General features: G+C 71.8%; 14 protein-coding genes and 4 pseudogenes. 9 read left to right on the top strand and 9 right to left on the bottom strand.

Annotation, left to right across the window (positions count from 1 at the left end; translation table 11 throughout):
• Nucleotides 1-10 precede the first annotated feature (10 nt).
• A complete protein-coding gene (gene rpsT / locus EYQ95_RS21770; RefSeq protein WP_132330488.1) occupies nucleotides 11-283 on the top strand; it encodes a 30S ribosomal protein S20 in 273 nt (90 codons plus the stop codon).
• A gap of 261 nt (nucleotides 284-544) precedes the next feature.
• Here the strand turns inward: rpsT and cgtA are convergent, their stop codons facing one another.
• The 3 genes from cgtA to rplU form a co-directional block, all read right to left on the bottom strand.
• Nucleotides 545-1645 (bottom strand): Obg family GTPase CgtA, encoded by a 1101-nt coding sequence (gene cgtA, locus EYQ95_RS21765; RefSeq protein WP_132330486.1) that lies wholly within the window; start codon nucleotides 1643-1645, stop codon nucleotides 545-547.
• A 167-nt stretch (nucleotides 1646-1812) separates the two neighbouring features.
• Nucleotides 1813-2073 (bottom strand): 50S ribosomal protein L27, encoded by a 261-nt coding sequence (gene rpmA / locus EYQ95_RS21760; RefSeq protein WP_132330484.1) that lies wholly within the window; start codon nucleotides 2071-2073, stop codon nucleotides 1813-1815.
• Between the two features lie 12 nt (nucleotides 2074-2085).
• Nucleotides 2086-2406 carry a 50S ribosomal protein L21 gene (gene rplU / locus EYQ95_RS21755; RefSeq protein ID WP_132330482.1) on the bottom strand — a complete coding sequence of 107 codons (321 nt, stop codon included), beginning with the start codon at nucleotides 2404-2406 and terminating at the stop codon, nucleotides 2086-2088.
• Nucleotides 2407-2700: 294 nt separating this feature from the next.
• Here rplU and uvrA point away from each other — a divergent pair.
• Both uvrA and EYQ95_RS26905 read left to right on the top strand, forming a co-directional pair.
• A pseudogene (gene uvrA, locus EYQ95_RS21750) lies at nucleotides 2701-5520 on the top strand (excinuclease ABC subunit UvrA); the annotation flags it as partial.
• A gap of 590 nt (nucleotides 5521-6110) precedes the next feature.
• The gene (locus tag EYQ95_RS26905; RefSeq protein WP_132330522.1) at nucleotides 6111-6518 is read left to right on the top strand and encodes a thioesterase family protein; all 408 of its coding nucleotides are present in this window, start codon (nucleotides 6111-6113) and stop codon (nucleotides 6516-6518) included.
• Here the strand turns inward: EYQ95_RS26905 and EYQ95_RS21740 are convergent, their stop codons facing one another.
• On the bottom strand, nucleotides 6519-6953 hold the full coding sequence (locus EYQ95_RS21740; protein ID WP_132330478.1) for a copper chaperone PCu(A)C: 435 nt from the start codon (nucleotides 6951-6953) through the stop codon (nucleotides 6519-6521).
• Nucleotides 6954-7030: 77 nt separating this feature from the next.
• Here EYQ95_RS21740 and EYQ95_RS21735 point away from each other — a divergent pair, with 77 nt between their 5' ends.
• On the top strand, nucleotides 7031-7804 hold the full coding sequence (locus EYQ95_RS21735) for an enoyl-CoA hydratase/isomerase family protein (protein ID WP_132330476.1): 774 nt from the start codon (nucleotides 7031-7033) through the stop codon (nucleotides 7802-7804).
• An 86-nt stretch (nucleotides 7805-7890) separates the two neighbouring features.
• On the opposite strand, the gene EYQ95_RS21730 is transcribed toward EYQ95_RS21735, so the two are convergent.
• The 3 genes and pseudogenes from EYQ95_RS21730 to EYQ95_RS21715 form a co-directional block, all read right to left on the bottom strand.
• Complete coding sequence (locus EYQ95_RS21730) at nucleotides 7891-8736, bottom strand: sulfurtransferase (RefSeq protein ID WP_132330474.1); 846 nt, start codon at nucleotides 8734-8736, stop codon at nucleotides 7891-7893.
• A pseudogene (locus EYQ95_RS21725) lies at nucleotides 8733-9544 on the bottom strand (CoA pyrophosphatase). The gene EYQ95_RS21730 and the pseudogene EYQ95_RS21725 overlap by 4 nt, the downstream one beginning before the upstream one ends.
• 126 nt (nucleotides 9545-9670) lie before the next feature.
• Nucleotides 9671-10366, bottom strand: a complete 696-nt coding sequence (locus tag EYQ95_RS21715; protein ID WP_132330468.1) for an FKBP-type peptidyl-prolyl cis-trans isomerase N-terminal domain-containing protein — start codon at nucleotides 10364-10366, stop codon at nucleotides 9671-9673.
• A 222-nt stretch (nucleotides 10367-10588) separates the two neighbouring features.
• Between EYQ95_RS21715 and EYQ95_RS21710 the strand changes: the two genes are divergently transcribed.
• Together EYQ95_RS21710 and EYQ95_RS21705 are read left to right on the top strand one after the other, a co-directional pair.
• Nucleotides 10589-11383, top strand: coding sequence for an enoyl-CoA hydratase/isomerase family protein (locus EYQ95_RS21710; RefSeq protein WP_132330466.1), 795 nt, complete (start codon nucleotides 10589-10591; stop codon nucleotides 11381-11383).
• Nucleotides 11384-11409: 26 nt separating this feature from the next.
• Complete coding sequence (locus EYQ95_RS21705) at nucleotides 11410-11916, top strand: hypothetical protein (protein ID WP_132330464.1); 507 nt, start codon at nucleotides 11410-11412, stop codon at nucleotides 11914-11916.
• Here EYQ95_RS21705 and argS read toward each other — a convergent pair.
• Both argS and radC read right to left on the bottom strand, forming a co-directional pair.
• Entirely contained in the window at nucleotides 11848-13536 is a 1689-nt protein-coding gene (argS, locus tag EYQ95_RS21700; protein ID WP_132330462.1) for an arginine--tRNA ligase, read from the bottom strand. The genes EYQ95_RS21705 and argS overlap by 69 nt on opposite strands.
• A gap of 272 nt (nucleotides 13537-13808) precedes the next feature.
• Complete coding sequence (gene radC / locus EYQ95_RS21695; protein ID WP_132330460.1) at nucleotides 13809-14483, bottom strand: DNA repair protein RadC; 675 nt, start codon at nucleotides 14481-14483, stop codon at nucleotides 13809-13811.
• A 151-nt stretch (nucleotides 14484-14634) separates the two neighbouring features.
• Between radC and coaBC the strand changes: the two are divergent.
• The 3 genes and pseudogenes from coaBC to EYQ95_RS21680 all read left to right on the top strand — a co-directional run.
• Nucleotides 14635-15809, top strand: a pseudogene (gene coaBC, locus EYQ95_RS21690) (bifunctional phosphopantothenoylcysteine decarboxylase/phosphopantothenate--cysteine ligase CoaBC).
• Complete coding sequence (gene dut, locus EYQ95_RS21685) at nucleotides 15806-16267, top strand: dUTP diphosphatase (protein WP_132330458.1); 462 nt, start codon at nucleotides 15806-15808, stop codon at nucleotides 16265-16267. Before coaBC ends, dut begins: the two are co-directional and overlap by 4 nt.
• Before the next feature lie 13 nt (nucleotides 16268-16280).
• Nucleotides 16281-17058, top strand: a pseudogene (locus EYQ95_RS21680) (hypothetical protein); the annotation flags it as partial.

The following is a 17058-nucleotide window of genomic DNA, read 5'->3' as shown; positions in this document are numbered from 1 at the left end:
GGAAACCGCCGTGGCCAACATCAAGTCCGCCAAGAAGCGCGCCAAGCAGACTGTCGTGCGCAACCTGCGCAATGCCAGCCAGCGTTCGATGCTCCGCACCGCCGTCAAGAAGGTCCTCAAGGCCCTCAATGCCAACGACGCCGCCGGTGCCGAAGCCGCCTTCGCTTCCGCGCAGCCCCTGCTCGACCGTTTCAGCTCGCGTGGCCTGATCCACAAGAACAAGGCTGCCCGCCACAAGAGCCGCCTGAACGCCCGCATCAAGGCGCTGAAGACCGCCGCCTGATACGCGCGAAGCGCACCGAAAGAACCCGGCTCCGGCCGGGTTTTTTTGTGGGCCGTGGACGCGCGGCATCGGGAAGGCGTCGTTGCCGGAGGCCATGGCGTGGAACCGGCCGGGCGCGACGGCCGTCGCATTGCCGTCCACCCGCCCCGGCGCGCACGCGCCGCGCGCAGCGCGATCCGCCGGGGCCGCCACGCTTGCACGCCGCTGTAGGCACCCCAAGACGCTCGCGGCCAGCCCACCCATCGCCCCGGCCGTCGTCGATCAGGCGGACGGCGCGGCGGCGCCCGGCGCGTCACTGTCCCGACGATAGCCCTCCTCGCGCGCGGCCTCTTCGGCCTCCTCGCGCTGCCGGTCGAAGAAGGCCATCACGTCCTTCATGATCGGCCAGGTGCGTTCGCGGCCGATGGCCGAGACCACGTACCAGGGGGCGCTCCAGCCGAGTTCGTCGATCACCGCCTTCGCGATCGCGTCGCGCTCTTCGTCGAGCACGAGGTCGGCCTTGTTGAGGATCAGCCAGCGCGGCTTCTGCAGCAGCTCCGGGTCGTGCTTGCCGAGCTCGCGCTCGATCGCCCGCACCTGCTCGGCCGGGCTCACGCCCTCGACCCCACCTTCCATCGGCGCGACGTCCACCAGATGCAGCAGCAGGCGCGTGCGCTGCAGGTGGCGAAGGAACTGCGCGCCCAGCCCGGCACCGTCCGCCGCGCCCTCGATGAGGCCGGGGATGTCCGCGATGACGAAGCTGCGGTGCGGTTCCACGCTCACGACGCCGAGGTTCGGGTAGAGGGTCGTGAACGGGTAGTCCGCGACCTTCGGCGTCGCCGCCGAGACCGCCCGGATGAAGGTGCTCTTGCCGGCGTTCGGGAAGCCGAGCAGGCCGACGTCGGCCAGCAGCTTGAGCTCGAGCTTCAGCGTGCGCTGCTCCCCCGGCAGGCCCGGCAGCGCCCTTCGCGGCGCGCGGTTCACCGAGCTCTTGAAATGCATGTTGCCCAAGCCACCCTTGCCGCCCTGCGCGACCAGCAGCCGATCGCCATGGCGGGTCAGGTCGCCGATCACCTCGTCGGTCTCGACATTGGTGACCACGGTGCCTACCGGCACGGTCACGACCAGGTCGTCGCCCGCCTTGCCGTACATCTGCCGGCCCATGCCGTTCTCGCCGCGCTGCGCCTTGAAGATGCGCTGGTGGCGGAAGTCGACGAGCGTGTTGAGGTTCTCGTCGGCGACGAGCCACACGCTGCCGCCATCGCCGCCGTCGCCGCCGTCGGGGCCGCCGAGCGGGATGAACTTCTCGCGGCGGAAGCCGACGCAACCGTTGCCGCCATTGCCTGCGATGACCTGGATTTCGGCTTCGTCGACGAGTTTCATGGATCGATCTTCATGGGGACGCCGGCACGCGCCGGCGGGACTTCGCATGGCGAAGCGGGATGGGACTTTAGCGGCTTCGGCGCGGGCGCGCCGTCGAACGGCCGGAACACGGCGCAGAAACGAAAAGCCCCGCCGAAGCGGGGCTCCTCGCAGCAACGCGCGCCGGATTACTCGGCGGCGACGACGCTGACTGTGCGGCGCTTGGCCGCGCCCTTGACCGAGAAATCGACCTTGCCGTCGACCAGCGCGAACAGCGTGTGGTCGCGGCCCAGGCCGACGCCCGGGCCCGGATGGAACTGGGTGCCGCGCTGACGCACGATGATGTTGCCGGCCTCGATGGCCTGGCCGCCGTAGACCTTCACGCCGAGGTACTTCGGGTTGGAGTCGCGGCCGTTGCGGGTGGAACCTACGCCCTTTTTGTGTGCCATGGCGGCTTCTCCTTACTTCTTGTCGCCGGCGGCGATGCCGGTGATCTGGATTTCGGTGTAGTGCTGACGGTGGCCCATCTGCTTGCGGTGGTGCTTGCGGCGACGGAACTTCACGATCTTGACCTTGTCGTGGCGGCCGTGGCCGACGACGGTGGCCTTGACGGTCGCGCCCTGGAGCGCGTCGCCGACCTTCACGCCATCGCTGCCGCCGAGCATCAGGACGTTGTCGAAGGTGATCTCGCTGCCGGCATCGGCCTCGAGCAGCTCGACGCGGAGCGTCTCGCCTTCCATCACGCGGTATTGCTTACCGCCGGTGACCAGTACTGCGTACATGACCAGACTTCCTCTGTAGTTATTGTGGTCCTGCCGCCGGTACGCGCGCGGACAGAAGCGGAATTCTAGGCGACTCAACCACTTGCCGCAACATCCCCTTCACGCGCGGTGCGCTCGGGGCCCGTCTCAGGGCCTGCGACGCCCACGCCCCACCCTATCCCTGTTCAGGAACGCGGCGCAGCGGCCCCGATCACGCGCCCGAGCCGGCGCGGCCGCGAAATTGTCCCGACTTGCCGCTCCCGATAGGCTTGCCTGTTCGCCGCCCGCCGGCGACCCCTCCCCCAGGATTTACCGATGGCGATGGAATTCATCCGCATCCGCGGCGCGCGGACGCACAACCTGAAGAACGTCGACCTCGACCTCCCCCGCGAGAAGCTGATCGTCATCACCGGGCTGTCCGGCTCGGGCAAGTCGTCCCTGGCCTTCGACACGATCTACGCCGAGGGCCAGCGCCGCTACGTCGAGTCGCTGTCGGCCTATGCCCGGCAGTTCCTCTCGGTGATGGAGAAGCCCGACGTCGACCACATCGAGGGCCTCTCCCCGGCGATCTCGATCGAGCAGAAGTCGACCTCGCACAATCCGCGCTCGACCGTCGGCACGATCACCGAGATCTACGACTACCTGCGCCTGCTGTTCGCGCGCGTGGGTACGCCGCGCTGCCCCGAGCACCACTTCCCGCTGGAGGCGCAGACCATCAGCCAGATGGTCGACCAGGCCCTCGCGCTGGATCCGGAGCAGCGCTGGATGCTGCTCGCGCCCGTGGTGCGCGAGCGCAAGGGCGAGCACAGCCAGATCTTCGACCAGCTGCGCGCCCAGGGCTACGTGCGCGTGCGCGTTGACGGGGTGCTCTACGAGATCGACGAGGTGCCCAAGCTCGCGCTGCGCACCAAGCATACGATCGAGGCGGTCGTCGACCGCTTCCGCCCGCGCGAGGACATGAAGCAGCGCCTGGCCGAATCCTTCGAGACCGCGATCAAGCTCGGCGACGGCATGGCCATCGTGCAGTCGATCGACGACGCCGCCGCCGCGCCCCAGCTGTTCTCGGCCAAGTACAGCTGTCCGGTCTGCGACTACTCGCTGCCCGAGCTCGAGCCGCGGCTGTTCTCGTTCAATTCGCCCGTCGGTGCCTGCCCGACCTGCGACGGCCTGGGCGTGAGCCAGTTCTTCGATCCCGCGCGCGTGGTCGTGCATCCGGACCTGTCGCTGTCGGCCGGCGCGGTGCGCGGCTGGGATCGTCGCAATACCTACTACTTCCAGCTGGTGCAGTCGCTGGCCAGGCACTACGGCTTCGATGTCGACGCACCCTGGAGCGCGCTCCCGGAGAAGGCGCGCAATGCCGTGCTCTACGGCAGCGGCACGGAGGCGATCACCTTCACCTACGTCAATGATTCGGGCGGGCGCTACCAGCGCCGGCACCGCTTCGAGGGCGTGATCCCGAACCTGGAACGCCGCTACCGGGAGACCGAGTCCGACGCGGTGCGCGAGGAGCTCGCCAAGTACATCAGCGACCGCCCCTGCACCGACTGCGGCGGCGCACGCCTGAACCGCTCGGCGCGCAACGTCTTCGTCGCCGACCACTCGATCGGCAACATCACCATCCTCCCGATCGACGCGGCCCTGCGCTTCTTCGAGACGCTCGCCCTGCCCGGCTGGCGCGGCGAGATCGCCTCCAAGATCGTCAAGGAGATCACCGACCGCCTGCGGTTCCTGGTCGACGTCGGGCTGGACTACCTGACGCTTGAGCGCAAGGCCGACACGCTCTCCGGTGGCGAGGCGCAGCGCATCCGCCTGGCGTCGCAGATCGGCGCGGGCCTGGTCGGCGTGATGTACGTGCTCGACGAGCCCTCGATCGGCCTGCACCAGCGCGACAACGAGCGCCTGCTGGGCACCCTCACGCGCCTGCGCGACCTCGGCAACACGGTGATCGTGGTCGAGCACGACGAGGACGCGATCCGGCTGGCCGACCACGTGGTGGACATCGGCCCGGCCGCGGGCGTGCACGGCGGCACCATCGTCGCCCAGGGCACCCCGGCGGACGTGATGGCCAACCCGGCCTCGGCCACCGGCCAGTTCCTCAGCGGCGCACGCAGGATCGAGGTGCCCGCGACGCGACGCAAGCCCGATCGCACGATGACGTTCCGGCTCAGGGGCGCGAAGGGCAACAACCTGCGCAACGTCGACCTCGAGATCCCCGCCGGCCTGCTCACCTGCGTCACCGGCGTGTCCGGCTCGGGCAAGTCCACGCTGATCAACGACACGCTGTACGCGATCACCGCGAACGAGCTCAACGGCGCGGCCATGTCCCCGGCACCGCACGACAGCTACGAGAACATCGAGCTGTGGGACAAGGTGGTCGACATCGACCAGTCGCCGATCGGCCGCACGCCGCGCTCGAATCCCGCGACGTACACCGGCCTGTTCACCCCCCTGCGCGAGCTGTTCGCGCAGGTACCCGAGGCGCGCGCGCGCGGCTACGCGCCGGGGCGCTTCTCCTTCAACGTGCGTGGCGGGCGCTGCGAGGCCTGCCAGGGCGATGGCCTGATCAAGGTCGAGATGCACTTCCTGCCGGACGTCTACGTGCCCTGCGACGTCTGCCACGGCAAGCGCTACAACCGCGAGACGCTGGAGATCCTCTACAAGGGCTACAACATCAACGACGTGCTCGAGATGACCGTCGAGGATGCCTTGCAGCTCTTCGACGCGATCCCCTCCATCAGCCGCAAGCTGGAGACGCTGATGGACGTGGGCCTGAGCTACATCAAGCTCGGGCAGCCCGCGACCACGCTCTCGGGCGGCGAGGCGCAGCGCGTCAAGCTCTCGAAGGAACTCTCGCGCCGCGATACCGGGCGCACGCTCTACATCCTCGACGAACCCACCACCGGCCTGCACTTCGCGGACATCGAGCAGCTGCTGGGCGTGCTGCATCGCCTGCGCGACGAAGGCAATACGGTCGTGGTCATCGAGCACAACCTGGACGTGATCAAGACCGCGGACTGGGTGATCGACCTCGGCCCCGAGGGCGGGCACCGCGGCGGTACGATCCTCGGTTGCGGCACGCCCGAGGAGATCGCGGCGATGCCGCAGTCGCATACCGGCCGTTTCCTTGCGCCATTGCTCCGACGCGATCAAGCTGTCGCGCCCGCGCCGACCCCCGGCCGCAAGCGCAAGACCGCATCGCGATGACCGACACCCCGCCCCCGCCCTCCGAGAAGAAGCCACGCCGCCGCGGGCCGCCGCGCAAGCGCGCCCCGGCCAAGCGCACCACGAAGCAGGCGACGGAAGCGCTCCAGGACGGCGCGGAGCTGCAGGCGGATGCCGTGCCGGCCGCGGTAGACACCGCTGCCGCCGCGTCCGAGCCGGCCCGGGTCGCTGCGGTCATCAACCCGGCGCAGTTGGCCGATACCAGTGCGGCCGGCGACGCGCCCACCGGGTCGATGCCGGCAGCCGCTTCCGTCCCCGCTGACACGAACCGGCCCGAGCCCTCCGCGGGGCCTGCCGACGCGACGCCGGCTGCCGGCAGCACGCCGCCGGTCGAACCCGCGTCGTCCCCGACCGTCGACGTGGCCGACGCGAGCGCGCCGCCCGTGCCCGCCGCGGCTACCGCGCCGTCGCCGCGCGCGGAACGCACGGCGGCGACCACGTCGGCCGCCACCGCTCCGGCACGCGCAACGCCGGCCCCGGAGGCGATCCCGCGCCAGGCTTCGCTGCGCCCCGGCGAGCTGATCCGCGTGCCGCTGTCGGTGCGCTGGCGCGACCTGGATGCCTTCAACCACGTCAACAACTCGAAGTACCTGAGCTACCTCGAGGAGGCGCGGCTGCGCTGGATGCTCACCATCCCGGGCATGGGGCTCGACGACGACGTCGCGCCGGTCGTCGCGGCGTCCAACCTCAATTACCGCCGGCCCATCGAATGGCCCGGGGACGTGGTGATCGAACTCTTCGTCGAGCGCCTGGGCAATACCAGCCTGACGATCGGGCATCGCATCGTGGACGCGACCGAAGGCGGCGTCACCTACTGCGACGGCAACGTGGTGCTGGTCTGGATCGACCGCACCAGCGGACGCGCCGCGCCGTTGCCGGGTTCGGTGCGCGCGGCCTGCGCGCGGCACTGATCAGGGCGCGGTCGCGCGCACGGGCAGGTCGGCGGCCACGCGGCGGCCGTCGGCCAGCACGAATTCCAGTCGCACGCGGTCTCCCTGGCGTACCTGCGCGCGCGGCTGCATCAGCATGGCGTGCAAACCGCCGGGCTTGAGTTCCACCGCCGCGCCGGCGCGCAGTTCGATCCGCGGCACCGCGCGCATGCGGCTCACGCCATCCTCGATGCGTGTCTCGTGCAGGCTGACATCCGCGAACGCCGGACTGGATGCGGACACGATGGCCACCGGCGCCTTGCACGGATTGCGCAGCACCGCGAACGCCGCCCCCATGAGCATGCCAGGCGCCATGCGCACCCAGCCCTTCTCGACGACGGGTTTGCAGGGATCGACCCCCCGGCCGGCGAGGGCCGCCGCGGGAGCAAGCAAGAGCAGGGCGAGCAGGATGCGCATGGGCGAATTCTATGGCTGTTGCGGTGTCACGCGCTGAATGGGCGCGGTAGTCTGCGCACATCGCTACGGAGACCCGCATGCACCTCGTCGAGACCCGCTCGCACGGCGACATCGCCGAACTGCGCCTGGCGCGCGCACCGGTCAACGCCCTCGATCCGGCGCTGTGCGCGGCCATCCGCGACGGGCTGGCCACGGCGATCGTTTCCGGCGCGCGCGGCATCGTGCTCAGCGGCGGGCCCTCGGTGTTCTCGGCCGGCCTCGACGTGCCCTACCTGATGTCGCTCGGCCACGACCACGACGCCCTGATGCACGCCTGGGAGGCGTTTTTCGGCGCCGCGCGCGCGATCGCCGATTCGCCCGTGCCCGTGGCGGCGGCGATGGCCGGGCACGCGCCGGCCGGCGGCTGCGTGCTCGCCCTGTGCTGCGACTACCGCGTCATGGCGCGCTCGCCCGACCCGGCCCGGCCTTTCCGCATCGGCCTCAACGAGACGCAGGTCGGGCTGGTGGCCCCGGAGGGCATCCAGGCCCTGCTGCGCCGCGTGGTCGGGCCGCATCGCGCGGAGCGGCTGCTGGTCGGCGGGCTGATGCCGACCGCGGACGAGGCGCATGCCATCGGCCTCGTGGACGAGGTGGCCACGCCGGAGGACACCCTGCCCCGCGCGATCGCATGGCTGCAGGGCCTGCTCGCGCTGCCACGCGAGCCGATGCTGGAAACGCGCGCGATCGCACGCGCCGACGTCGTCGACGCCCTGCATCCGCGCCGCATCGAGCTCGAGCGCTTCGTCGAAGGCTGGCACCGCCCCGACACGCAGGCCGCGCTCCGGGCGGTACTGGCGCGGCTGGGAAAGTAATCGCATCGCGCGGCCAGCGGCGCGACAGCTTCCGTCCCCGGCCCGGCTGGCCGCATGCGGGAACGCGCCGGCCGACGCGGCGGCGATCAGTCGCCCGTCGCCACCGGTCGCGCCGGGTCCTCGATCCAGCCGCTCCAGGACCCGGTCGACAACCGCGCGCCGTGCAGCCCCGCATGCTCCATGGCGAGCAGGTGGTGGCAGGCGGTGACGCCGGAGCCGCACATCACCACCACGCCCTCCGGCGGCACCGGGCCCAGCAGCCGGCCGAACTCGCCCGCCAGCACGTCGGCGGACTTGAACCGTCCCTCGTGGAGATTGAGCGCGAAGGGACGGTTCACCGCGCCGGGCACATGGCCGGCCACGCGGTCGAGCGGTTCGACCTCGCCGCGGAAGCGTTCCGGCGCACGCGCATCGACCAGCAACCCGCCGGCCTCGACATGCCGCCGCACCGCCTCGCTGTCGAGCAGGCGCGTGCGGTCGAAACGGCCCCCGTATCGGGTCGGCACAGGCTGTACCGGGGCGTCGTCCACGGGGTAGCCCAGGGCGAGCCAGCGGTTCCACCCGCCGTCCAGCACCGCCACGCGCTCGTGGCCCCAGGCCTTGAACATGAACCACAGGCGTGCGGCCGCCAGTGCACCCTCGGCTGCGTCGTACACCACCACCTGGTCGCCCGGATGCACGCCCCAGCGCGCAAGCAGCGCGGCGAACTTCGCATCGTCCGGCCACGGGTGGCGGCCGCCGGGCCGCCCCGGCTCGGAGAGATCGCGCTCCAGGTCGGCATAGCGCGCGCCCGGCAGGTGCGAGGCGCGGTACTGGGCCTCGCTGCGGCTGCGGTCGGCGAGGACGGCGCGGGCGTCGATGACGACCAGGTCCTCGCGAACGAGCGCCTCGCGCAGCGTCCCGGCGGAAACCAGCGTGGTCCAGTGGCTCATGCGGTGCGCTCCAGTCGCTCGGCGAGGTTGACCAGCATCGAGGCGGTCGCGCCCCAGATGCGCTGCGGCTCGTAACGATACTCCCAGACCTCGCGCGCGCGGCCGGCGTGCTCGAGGCGGTGCGCGCCGCGGTTGCCTGCCTCGAGCAGGTAACGCAGGTCGACCTCGAACACGTCCGCGACCTCGCGCGCATCCGGCACCGCCACGTAGGCCGGGTCGATCATCGCGACCACGGGAACCACGCGGAAGCCCGTGATGGTCGCCAGCGGATCCAGATAGCCCCAGGGTTCGATGAGCCCACGCGGAATGCCGACTTCCTCCTCGGTTTCGCGCAGGGCCGCGTCGACGAGGTCGCAATCACCCGGGTCGACGCGTCCGCCCGGAAAGCTCACCTGCCCGCCGTGGCGGCGCAGGCCCTCCACCCGGCGCGTCAGCAGGACGCGCGCCCCCTCCGTGCGCGGCACGAGGCCAACCAGCACGGCCGCGGGCACCAGGGCGCGCGCGTCGACCAGGTCGTCGAGTTCATGCAGGTTCCAGCCCGGGCCTTCCGGGGGCGACGCGACCGGATGCACTGCGCGGCGCAGCCGGGCAAGCAGCACCGCGTCCACGCTCACGCGGACCCGTCGCGGGCGGCCTCGCGCTGCGGCAGGACGACATCCATCACCCGCAGGCGTTCGGCGTCACCCATGGTCGACCAGCGCGCGATCTCGTCGAGCGTGCGCAGGCAGCCGGCACAGAGGCCGTCGGCGGAGATCTCGCAGACACCGACGCAGGGGCTGAGCACGGCGCGGGCGGTGGGAAGGTTCATGCGGCGATTCTGGCAGCGACCGGGCCGGCCGCAAAACGGCGAACGCCGGCGCGGGGCCGGCGTTCGGGGACGACACGATGACGAGCCGGCAAAGCCGTGGACGCCATGCGTCCACGGTCCGGATCGTTACTTGACGCTGACCAGCTTGATCTCGAACTGCACCGCGACGTTCGGCGGGAAGCCGGTGCGCGGGTCGGCGCCGTAGGCCTTGTCGGCCGGCAGCGTGACTTCCCACTTCGAGCCGGCCGGCATCTGCAGCAGCACCTCGCGCATGGCCGGCATCTCGATCTCGCTGAGCTTCATGGCCGGGATGGCCTGCGCCGGACGCGCCTGCGGCGGACGCTCGCCCCAGGCGAACGGGCCGGCGACCTCGAGCTGCACCGTGCTGGCCTGGGTCGGCTTTGCACCCGTGCCGTTCTCGATGACCCGGTACTGCACGCCGCTGGGAAGCAGCTTCACGCCCGCCTTGGCCTTGTTGGCCGCGATGAACGCATCGCTCTTGGTCTTGTTCTGCGCGGCGGCCTTCTCCCACTCGGCCTTGGCACGGGCCTCCTGGCGCTGCTGCATCGACTGCACCGCAGTGCGGAGCTGGTCGACGGGCACCGCCGGGTCCTTCTTCGCGTAGGCGTCCTGCAACGCCTTCACCACGGTGTTGATGTCGATCTGCTCGCCACGGGCCGCCAGGCCCGCGATGTTCACGCCGGCGTCGTAGCCGAGCGCATAGCTGAGCTTGCCCTTCTCGGACGTGGTGTCCTGCGCGCTGGCGAAACCCGCGGACAGGACCAGGGCCGCCGTCGCGACGGCCATCAAACGCAACTTCATTCAAAAACCTCCGGAAAGGATGCTCGGTGCGCCGCATGCGCATTGGACCTTCGAGGTCCCCGCGATGCACCCCGGTCGACAGCCCCGAGTGGCGCGCTAGGATACGGGCGGCAGGCCTTAACTGCCACTGACGCCAAGCCCTGTGACCGCGGCCTCGTCCGCGAGTTCCGCCGCGTTCCAGGCGGCCGTGGGCACCCCGTTCTCCTCCCGTTGGGATCCTTCATGTCCGACCCCGCCGCTTCCCCGCCGGTCACCGTCGCCGATCGCGACGCCGTGCGCGTGATCACCGTCAACCGCCCCGACAAGCTCAACGCGCTCAACGCCGCGACGCTGGACGCGCTGGACGCCGCCTTCGCCGCGGCCATCGCGGACGATGCCGTCCGCGCCATCGTGCTCACGGGCGCGGGCCCCAAGGCCTTCGTGGCCGGCGCCGACATCGCCGAGATGAACACCCTCACGCCGGTGCAGGGCCGCGACTTCGCGCTGCGCGGGCAGCGCATGATGCGGCGCGTGGAGCGCAGCCCGAAGCCGGTGGTCGCGATGGTGAACGGCTTCGCGCTGGGCGGCGGGCTGGAGCTGGCCATGTGCTGCCACCTGCGCATCGCGGCGGACACCGCGCGCGTGGGCCAGCCGGAGATCAATCTCGGCCTGATCCCGGGCTTCGGCGGCACGCAGCGTCTGCTGCGGCTGGCCGGCCGCGCGGCCACGCTCGAGCTCTGCCTGCTGGGCACGCCGATCGATGCGGCACGGGCGCGCGAGCTCGGAATCGTCAATCGCGTGGTACCCGCCGGCGAGCTCGAGGCGCAGACCATGGCCATCGCGCAGCAGCTCGCCGCGTCGGCGCCGCTGGCGCTGCGTGGCACGCTGGACTGCGTGAACCATGGCGGCGAGTGCGGCATCGAGGAAGGGCTGGAATACGAAGCCGCGCAGTTCGGCCTCATGTTCTCGACGCGTGACATGCGCGAGGGCACCACCGCCTTCCTGGAACGCCGCAAGCCGAGCTTCTCCGGCACGTGACCGCGGGCTGCCCCGGCTGCGGCTGCGTGCTGGACGCGCCGGCGCATGCGCTGGCCGCTGCGCTGGCGCGGGACGACCTCGACGGCGCGCTCGCGCTCGGCCTGTTCGGCCTTTTCGCTGGCAGCGAGCTCGGCGTCCGTCACCGGCACCTCCTGGCCCGGCAGCAGCCGGTAGAAGTCGTACTCGGTCGCCTTCGCGGACTTGCCCTCGGTGCCCCCGGCAGCGGCCTGCGGGGCGTCGGCTTCGGGATCGACCACGGCCTCCTCGTCCACCGGCTGCGGCTGTGCATCGGGATTGGGCGTGGGGCGGAAGAAGCCGCCATCGCCGGACTTGAACAGCTTCGGCGCGGCCAGCACGACCAGCAGCGTCAGGGCGACGCCGATGACCAGCCAGGCCCAGCCCGGCAGCCCGCCACCGTTGCCGCCGGAGCGGCGCGCCTGGGTTTTTCCGCGCTTTGCTGCCACTTACATCACCTCGGGGGCGGACACGCCCAGCAGGCCCAGTCCATTCGCCAGCACCTGACGCGTCGCTGAAGCGAGCGCCAGGCGCGCGTTCCGCGTCGGGGCCTCGTCGACCAGGAACTGGTGCTCGTTGTAATACGACTGGAAGGCCTGCGCGAGCTCGAGCAGGTAGGCGGCGATCTGGTGCGGCTCCAGATCGCGCCCGGCGGTCTCCACCACCTCCGGCCAGCGCGAGAGCGCGGCGACCAGCTCGTGGGTGGGCGCATCGCCCAGGTCCAGCGGTTGCGCCAGGCCGTCCTCCAGGTCGAACGACAGCCCGCGCTCCTTGAGCTGGCGCATCAGCCCGCACATGCGCGCATGGCTGACCTGCACGTAGTAGACCGGGTTGTCCAGCGACTGGCTGCGCGCGAGGTCGATGTCGAAGGTGAGCTGCGAATCGGGCTTGCGCGCGACCAGGAACCAGCGCGTGGCGTCGCGGCCGACCTCGTCGATGAGGTCGCGCAGGGTGAGGTAGCTGCCGGCGCGCTTGGAGAGCTTCACCTCCTCGCCGCCGCGCATCACCGTGACCATCTGGTGCAGGACGTACTCGGGCCAGCCCTGCGGGATGCCGACGTCGAGCGCCTGCAGGCCGGCGCGCACGCGCGCCAGCGAGCCGTGGTGGTCGGCGCCGAGCTCGGTGATCGCGCGCTCGTAGCCGCGCTGCCACTTGGAGAGGTGGTAGGCCACGTCCGGCACGAAATAGGTGTAGGTGCCGTCGGACTTGCGCATCACGCGGTCCTTGTCGTCGCCGAAGTCGGTGGTGCGCAGCCACAGCGCGCCGCCGTCCTCGTAGGTGTGGCCCTTGGCGATCAGCTCGCGCACGGTCTCCTCGACCTTGCCGTCGGTATAGAGCGAGCTTTCCAGGAAGTAGACGTCGAAGGACACGCCGTAGGCCTCGAGGTCGAGGTTCTGTTCGCGGCGCAGCCAGGCCACGGCGAACTGGCGGATCGCGTCGAGGTCGCCCGGGTCGCGTGCGGCGGTGACGGTATGGCCCTCGACTTCCACGCTCTCGCCGCGCAGATAGGCCTGGGCCACGTCGATGATGTAGTCGCCGCGGTAGCCGTCCTCGGGCCAGCCGGCATCGTCGGGCCCGCGGCCCTGCGCGCGCGCCTGCACGCTGATGGCTAGGTTGTGGATCTGCACGCCGGCGTCGTTGTAGTAGAACTCGCGCGCCACGTCCCAGCCGTTGGCCTCGAGCACGCGCGCGATGCAGTCGCCGATCACCGCCGCGCGGCCGTGGCCGACGTGCAGCGGGCCGGTGGGGTTGGCCGAGACGTACTCGACGCCGGCGCGATGGCCGCGGCCGGATTCGTTGCGGCCGAAGCGCGCGCCCTGCGCCACCGCCTCGCGCAGCACGCCGCGCCAGGCCGCTTCGGCCACGTGGAAGTTGATGAAGCCGGGGCCGGCGATCTCCACCTTGTCGATGGCCTCGTTGGCCGGCAGCGCATCGACCAGCAGCTGCGCGATCGCGCGCGGGTTCGACTTCGCCGGCCTGGCCAGCAGCATCGCGGCATTGGTCGAGAAATCGCCCTGCGCACGGGTCTTGGGTCGCTCGATCACGAACTCGGGCGTGGCGAGATCGGCCGGCAGGTGGCCGGCGGCGCGCAGCGACTCGATGGCCTGCGCGACCAGCGCGCGGAGGGTGGATTTCACGGGCGGGACCGGTGCGAAAACGGGGCGGCGATTGTACGCGAGGGGGTCGCGGCGCCCTGAACGGGTCGGCCGCCGGTCGTGCGAGGCGGATGCAGGAGGGCGCGCGGGCGAGGTCGGGCGTCGGCCGGTCCGCCTCCAGGCGTACGAGCGGGTCGCGTGGCAGCCGCCGCGCAGCGGGATGATCCGGCCGCCGCGACGCCGTCATGCCCCGGCCGCGGGGCCCGGCCCCGGGACGGGCTTGCCCGGACGACGACGCCCGCAACGCCACCCGATTACACCCAGCCCCGTGCGGCCATCGAGGTGGCCGGCCCGTCGCCGATCACGAAATGGTCGAGCAGGCGAACATCCACCAGTGCCAGCGCCTGCTTCAGGCGTGCGGTCACCGCGCGGTCGGCGGCCGACGGCTCCGGGCTGCCGCTGGGGTGGTTGTGCCCGACGATGACCGCCGCGGCATTGCAGGCCAGCGCGCGCCGCGCCACCTCGCGCGGGTGCACCTCCGCGCCGTCGATGGTGCCGGTGAACAGCTCCTCGAAGCCGATCACGCGATGGCGGGTGTCGAGGAACATCGCGGCGAACACCTCGTGCGGACGGCCCCGCAGGCGCTGGGCGAAATAGCGGCCGGCCGAAGGCGGGTCGTGCAGGGCCTGGCCGCGCTCGAGTTCCGCCGCGAGCACGCGCTGGCCGAGCTCCAGCGCGGCGGCCAGCTTGCAGGCGCGGGCGGGGCCGAGCCCGGGCAGGGCGGACAACCCGTCCGCGCCGCGCTCGAGCAGCACGCGCAGCGGCCCGTGCGCGGCCAGCAGCTCGCGCGCGGTCGCCACCGCGTCCTGCCCGCGCAGGCCCGAGCCCAGGAACAGCGCGATCAGCTCGGCGTCCGACAGCGCGCCGGCGCCGCGGGCGAGCAGCTTCTCGCGCGGGCGCTCGGCGGCCGGCCAGTCGCGGATGTGCATGGTGTCCCTCCGTGGACGCATCGATCCTTCCCCGCCATTGCAGCGCGAAGCGTGCGTGGCGTCCGTCGGGCCGCTTCCTGCCTTCGGGTAAGCTGTCGGCCGCTTCCGGCGTAGGACTTCCCGCCACGTGACCGCGCTTTCCGGCCATCGCATCCTGCTGTGCGTGACCGGCGGCATCGCCGCCTACAAGAGCGCCGAGCTGGTGCGCCGCCTGCGTGAGGCCGGCGCCGAGGTGCGCGTGGCGATGACCCGGAACGCGCAGCGCTTCGTGGGCGCCACCACCTTCCAGGCGCTGTCGGGCCAGCCGGTGCGCACCTCGCTCTGGGACGAGGCCGCCGAGGCGGCGATGGGCCACATCGAGCTGGCGCGCTGGGCCAGTGCGGTCGTGGTCGCGCCGGCCAGCGCGAACACGCTGGCGAAGATCGCGCACGGCTTCGCCGACGACCTCGTCTCCACGCTGTGCCTGGCCACCGAGGCGCCGGTCGCCGTCGCGCCGGCGATGAACCGCGTGATGTGGGCGAATGCGGCCACGCAGGCCAACGTGGCCACCCTGCGCGCGCGCGGCGTGCTGGTGCTCGGCCCGGGGCATGGCGACCAGGCCTGCGGCGAGACGGGCGAGGGCCGCATGCTCGAACCCGCCGACATCGTGCGCGCGCTCGCCGGGGACGCGGCATGAGCGCGCTTGCCGGCCGCCGCGTCGTGGTCAGCGCGGGCCCCACCTACGAGGACCTCGACCCCGTGCGCTTCCTCGGCAACCGCAGCAGCGGGAAGATGGGCTTCGCGGTGGCCGCCGCGGCGGCCGCGCGCGGTGCCGACGTACTGCTCGTGGCCGGTCCGGTGTCCCTGCCCACGCCCGCCGGGGTGACGCGCATCGACGTGCGCAGCGCGGCGCAGATGCATGCCGCGGTGATGGCCGCGCTGCCCTGCGACGTCTACATCGGCGCGGCGGCGGTGGCCGACTACACCCCGGTCGCCGTCTCGCCCTGCAAGCTCAAGAAGCAGGCCGGACAGGACGGGCTCACGCTGGAACTGGTGCGCACGCGCGACATCCTCGCCGAAGTGGCCGCGCATGCGCGGCGACCCCGGCTCGTCGTGGGCTTCGCCGCGGAGACGCATGATGTGGAGGGCTATGCACGCGCCAAGCTGGCCGCCAAGAAGCTCGACCTCATCGCCGCCAACCGCGTCGGCGTCGAAGGCTCCGGTTTCGAGAGCGACCAGAACACGCTGCTGGTCTTCGACGCCGAGGGCGCGGCCACGCTCGGCCCGGGCGCGAAGGCCGACATCGCGCACGGGCTGCTCGACCTGGTCGAGGCCCGGCTGGCATGAGCGAACGCACGATCGAGGTCCGCCTGCTCGACGCGCGCTACGGCGCCGCGTGGGCGTTGCCGGAGTACGCCACGCCCGCGAGCGCCGGCGTCGACCTGCGCGCCGCGCTCGATGCGCCGCTGTCGATCGCCCCGCGCGAGACGCACCTCGTCCCCACGGGCCTGGCCATCCACGTCGCCGACCCCGCGCTCTGCGCCGTCATCCTGCCGCGATCCGGCCTCGGGCATAAGCACGGCATCGTGCTCGGCAACGGCACCGGGCTGATCGACGCGGACTACCAGGGGCCGCTGATGGTCAGCGTCTGGAACCGGGGCGAGGCGGCTTTTACGATCGAGCCGGGGGATCGCATCGCCCAGCTGGTCGTGCTGCCGATCGTGCGGGCACGCTTCCAGGTGGTCGACACATTCGAAACGAGCGAGCGTGGCGCCGGCGGCTTTGGCCATACCGGCGTGCGCTGAGCAGGAGGCGGAGATGATGGAACTGAAGGTCGGCAGTCGCGCGGACGTGGCGGCGCAGCTGAGGCAGGCGCTGCCGCTCGTGGCGGTGCTGGGTCTCGTGCTGGCGGGCTGGTTCGGCTTCAACGCGTGGCGGCTGTGGAACGACGGCCAGCGACGCGATGCCGTCACCGACGTGCGCGATGCCGCGGTGCGGACCGCGCAGGACGCGCTGGCCTCGGCGCACAAGCGGTTCGCCACGCAACTGCAGGCACCGGCGGTGCGCAACGCGCTCGCGCGCGGCGACCTGGCCGATGCGGGCGTCTCGCTCACCCGCGGCTGGGCCGGCGCCGACAGCGCGTCCGTGCTGCCGGCGGACCTGGATGCGGCCTATGCCGCGCTCGGCCAGCCCAGGGCTGCGGTGGGCTACGGGCGTCTTGCGGTGATGGAAGCGGCGCTCGCCGCCGGCAAGCCCACCGCGGGCGCGATCCGCGAGCAGAATCGGCTGTGGATGGGCCTCGCCGCTCCGGTGACCTCGGCTGCCGGCCCGGCGGTGGCTTTCGTGCGGCTTCCGTTCGCGCCGTTCGCCGCGGGCATCGAGGATGCCGCGGGCGATGCATCGACCTATGTAGCGCTGCGCCAGGGCGGCGTGAGCCTGCTCGAGCAGGGTGATCCCGCACTGGCCGGCAGCGCCGAGGCGCTGGCCCGGCCGGTCCCGGGCAGCGACCTGCGCGTGGCCGCCGCCGTGCCCGACGTGGCCGGCGGCCCGCGATTCAAGCACCGGCGTGTGCGGCCCGTCACTCATCCTGCGTATC

This window comes from Lysobacter sp. N42 (genome assembly GCF_004344885.1).
This window is presented reverse-complemented; position numbering and strand designations above follow the sequence as displayed.

What these genes read in the sequence shown, in the direction of transcription:
- EYQ95_RS21730 (WP_132330474.1), bottom strand. Translation starts at nt 8,736, where the DNA reads ATGAGCCACTGGACCACGCTGGTTTCCGCCGGGACGCTGCGCGAGGCG.
- EYQ95_RS21710 (WP_132330466.1), top strand. Translation starts at nt 10,589, where the DNA reads ATGTCCGACCCCGCCGCTTCCCCGCCGGTCACCGTCGCCGATCGCGAC.
- EYQ95_RS21715 (WP_132330468.1), bottom strand. Translation starts at nt 10,366, where the DNA reads ATGAAGTTGCGTTTGATGGCCGTCGCGACGGCGGCCCTGGTCCTGTCC.
- rplU (WP_132330482.1), bottom strand. Translation starts at nt 2,406, where the DNA reads ATGTACGCAGTACTGGTCACCGGCGGTAAGCAATACCGCGTGATGGAA.
- cgtA (WP_132330486.1), bottom strand. Translation starts at nt 1,645, where the DNA reads ATGAAACTCGTCGACGAAGCCGAAATCCAGGTCATCGCAGGCAATGGC.
- rpmA (WP_132330484.1), bottom strand. Translation starts at nt 2,073, where the DNA reads ATGGCACACAAAAAGGGCGTAGGTTCCACCCGCAACGGCCGCGACTCC.
- radC (WP_132330460.1), bottom strand. Translation starts at nt 14,483, where the DNA reads ATGCACATCCGCGACTGGCCGGCCGCCGAGCGCCCGCGCGAGAAGCTG.
- dut (WP_132330458.1), top strand. Translation starts at nt 15,806, where the DNA reads ATGAGCGAACGCACGATCGAGGTCCGCCTGCTCGACGCGCGCTACGGC.
- EYQ95_RS21740 (WP_132330478.1), bottom strand. Translation starts at nt 6,953, where the DNA reads ATGCGCATCCTGCTCGCCCTGCTCTTGCTTGCTCCCGCGGCGGCCCTC.
- EYQ95_RS21735 (WP_132330476.1), top strand. Translation starts at nt 7,031, where the DNA reads ATGCACCTCGTCGAGACCCGCTCGCACGGCGACATCGCCGAACTGCGC.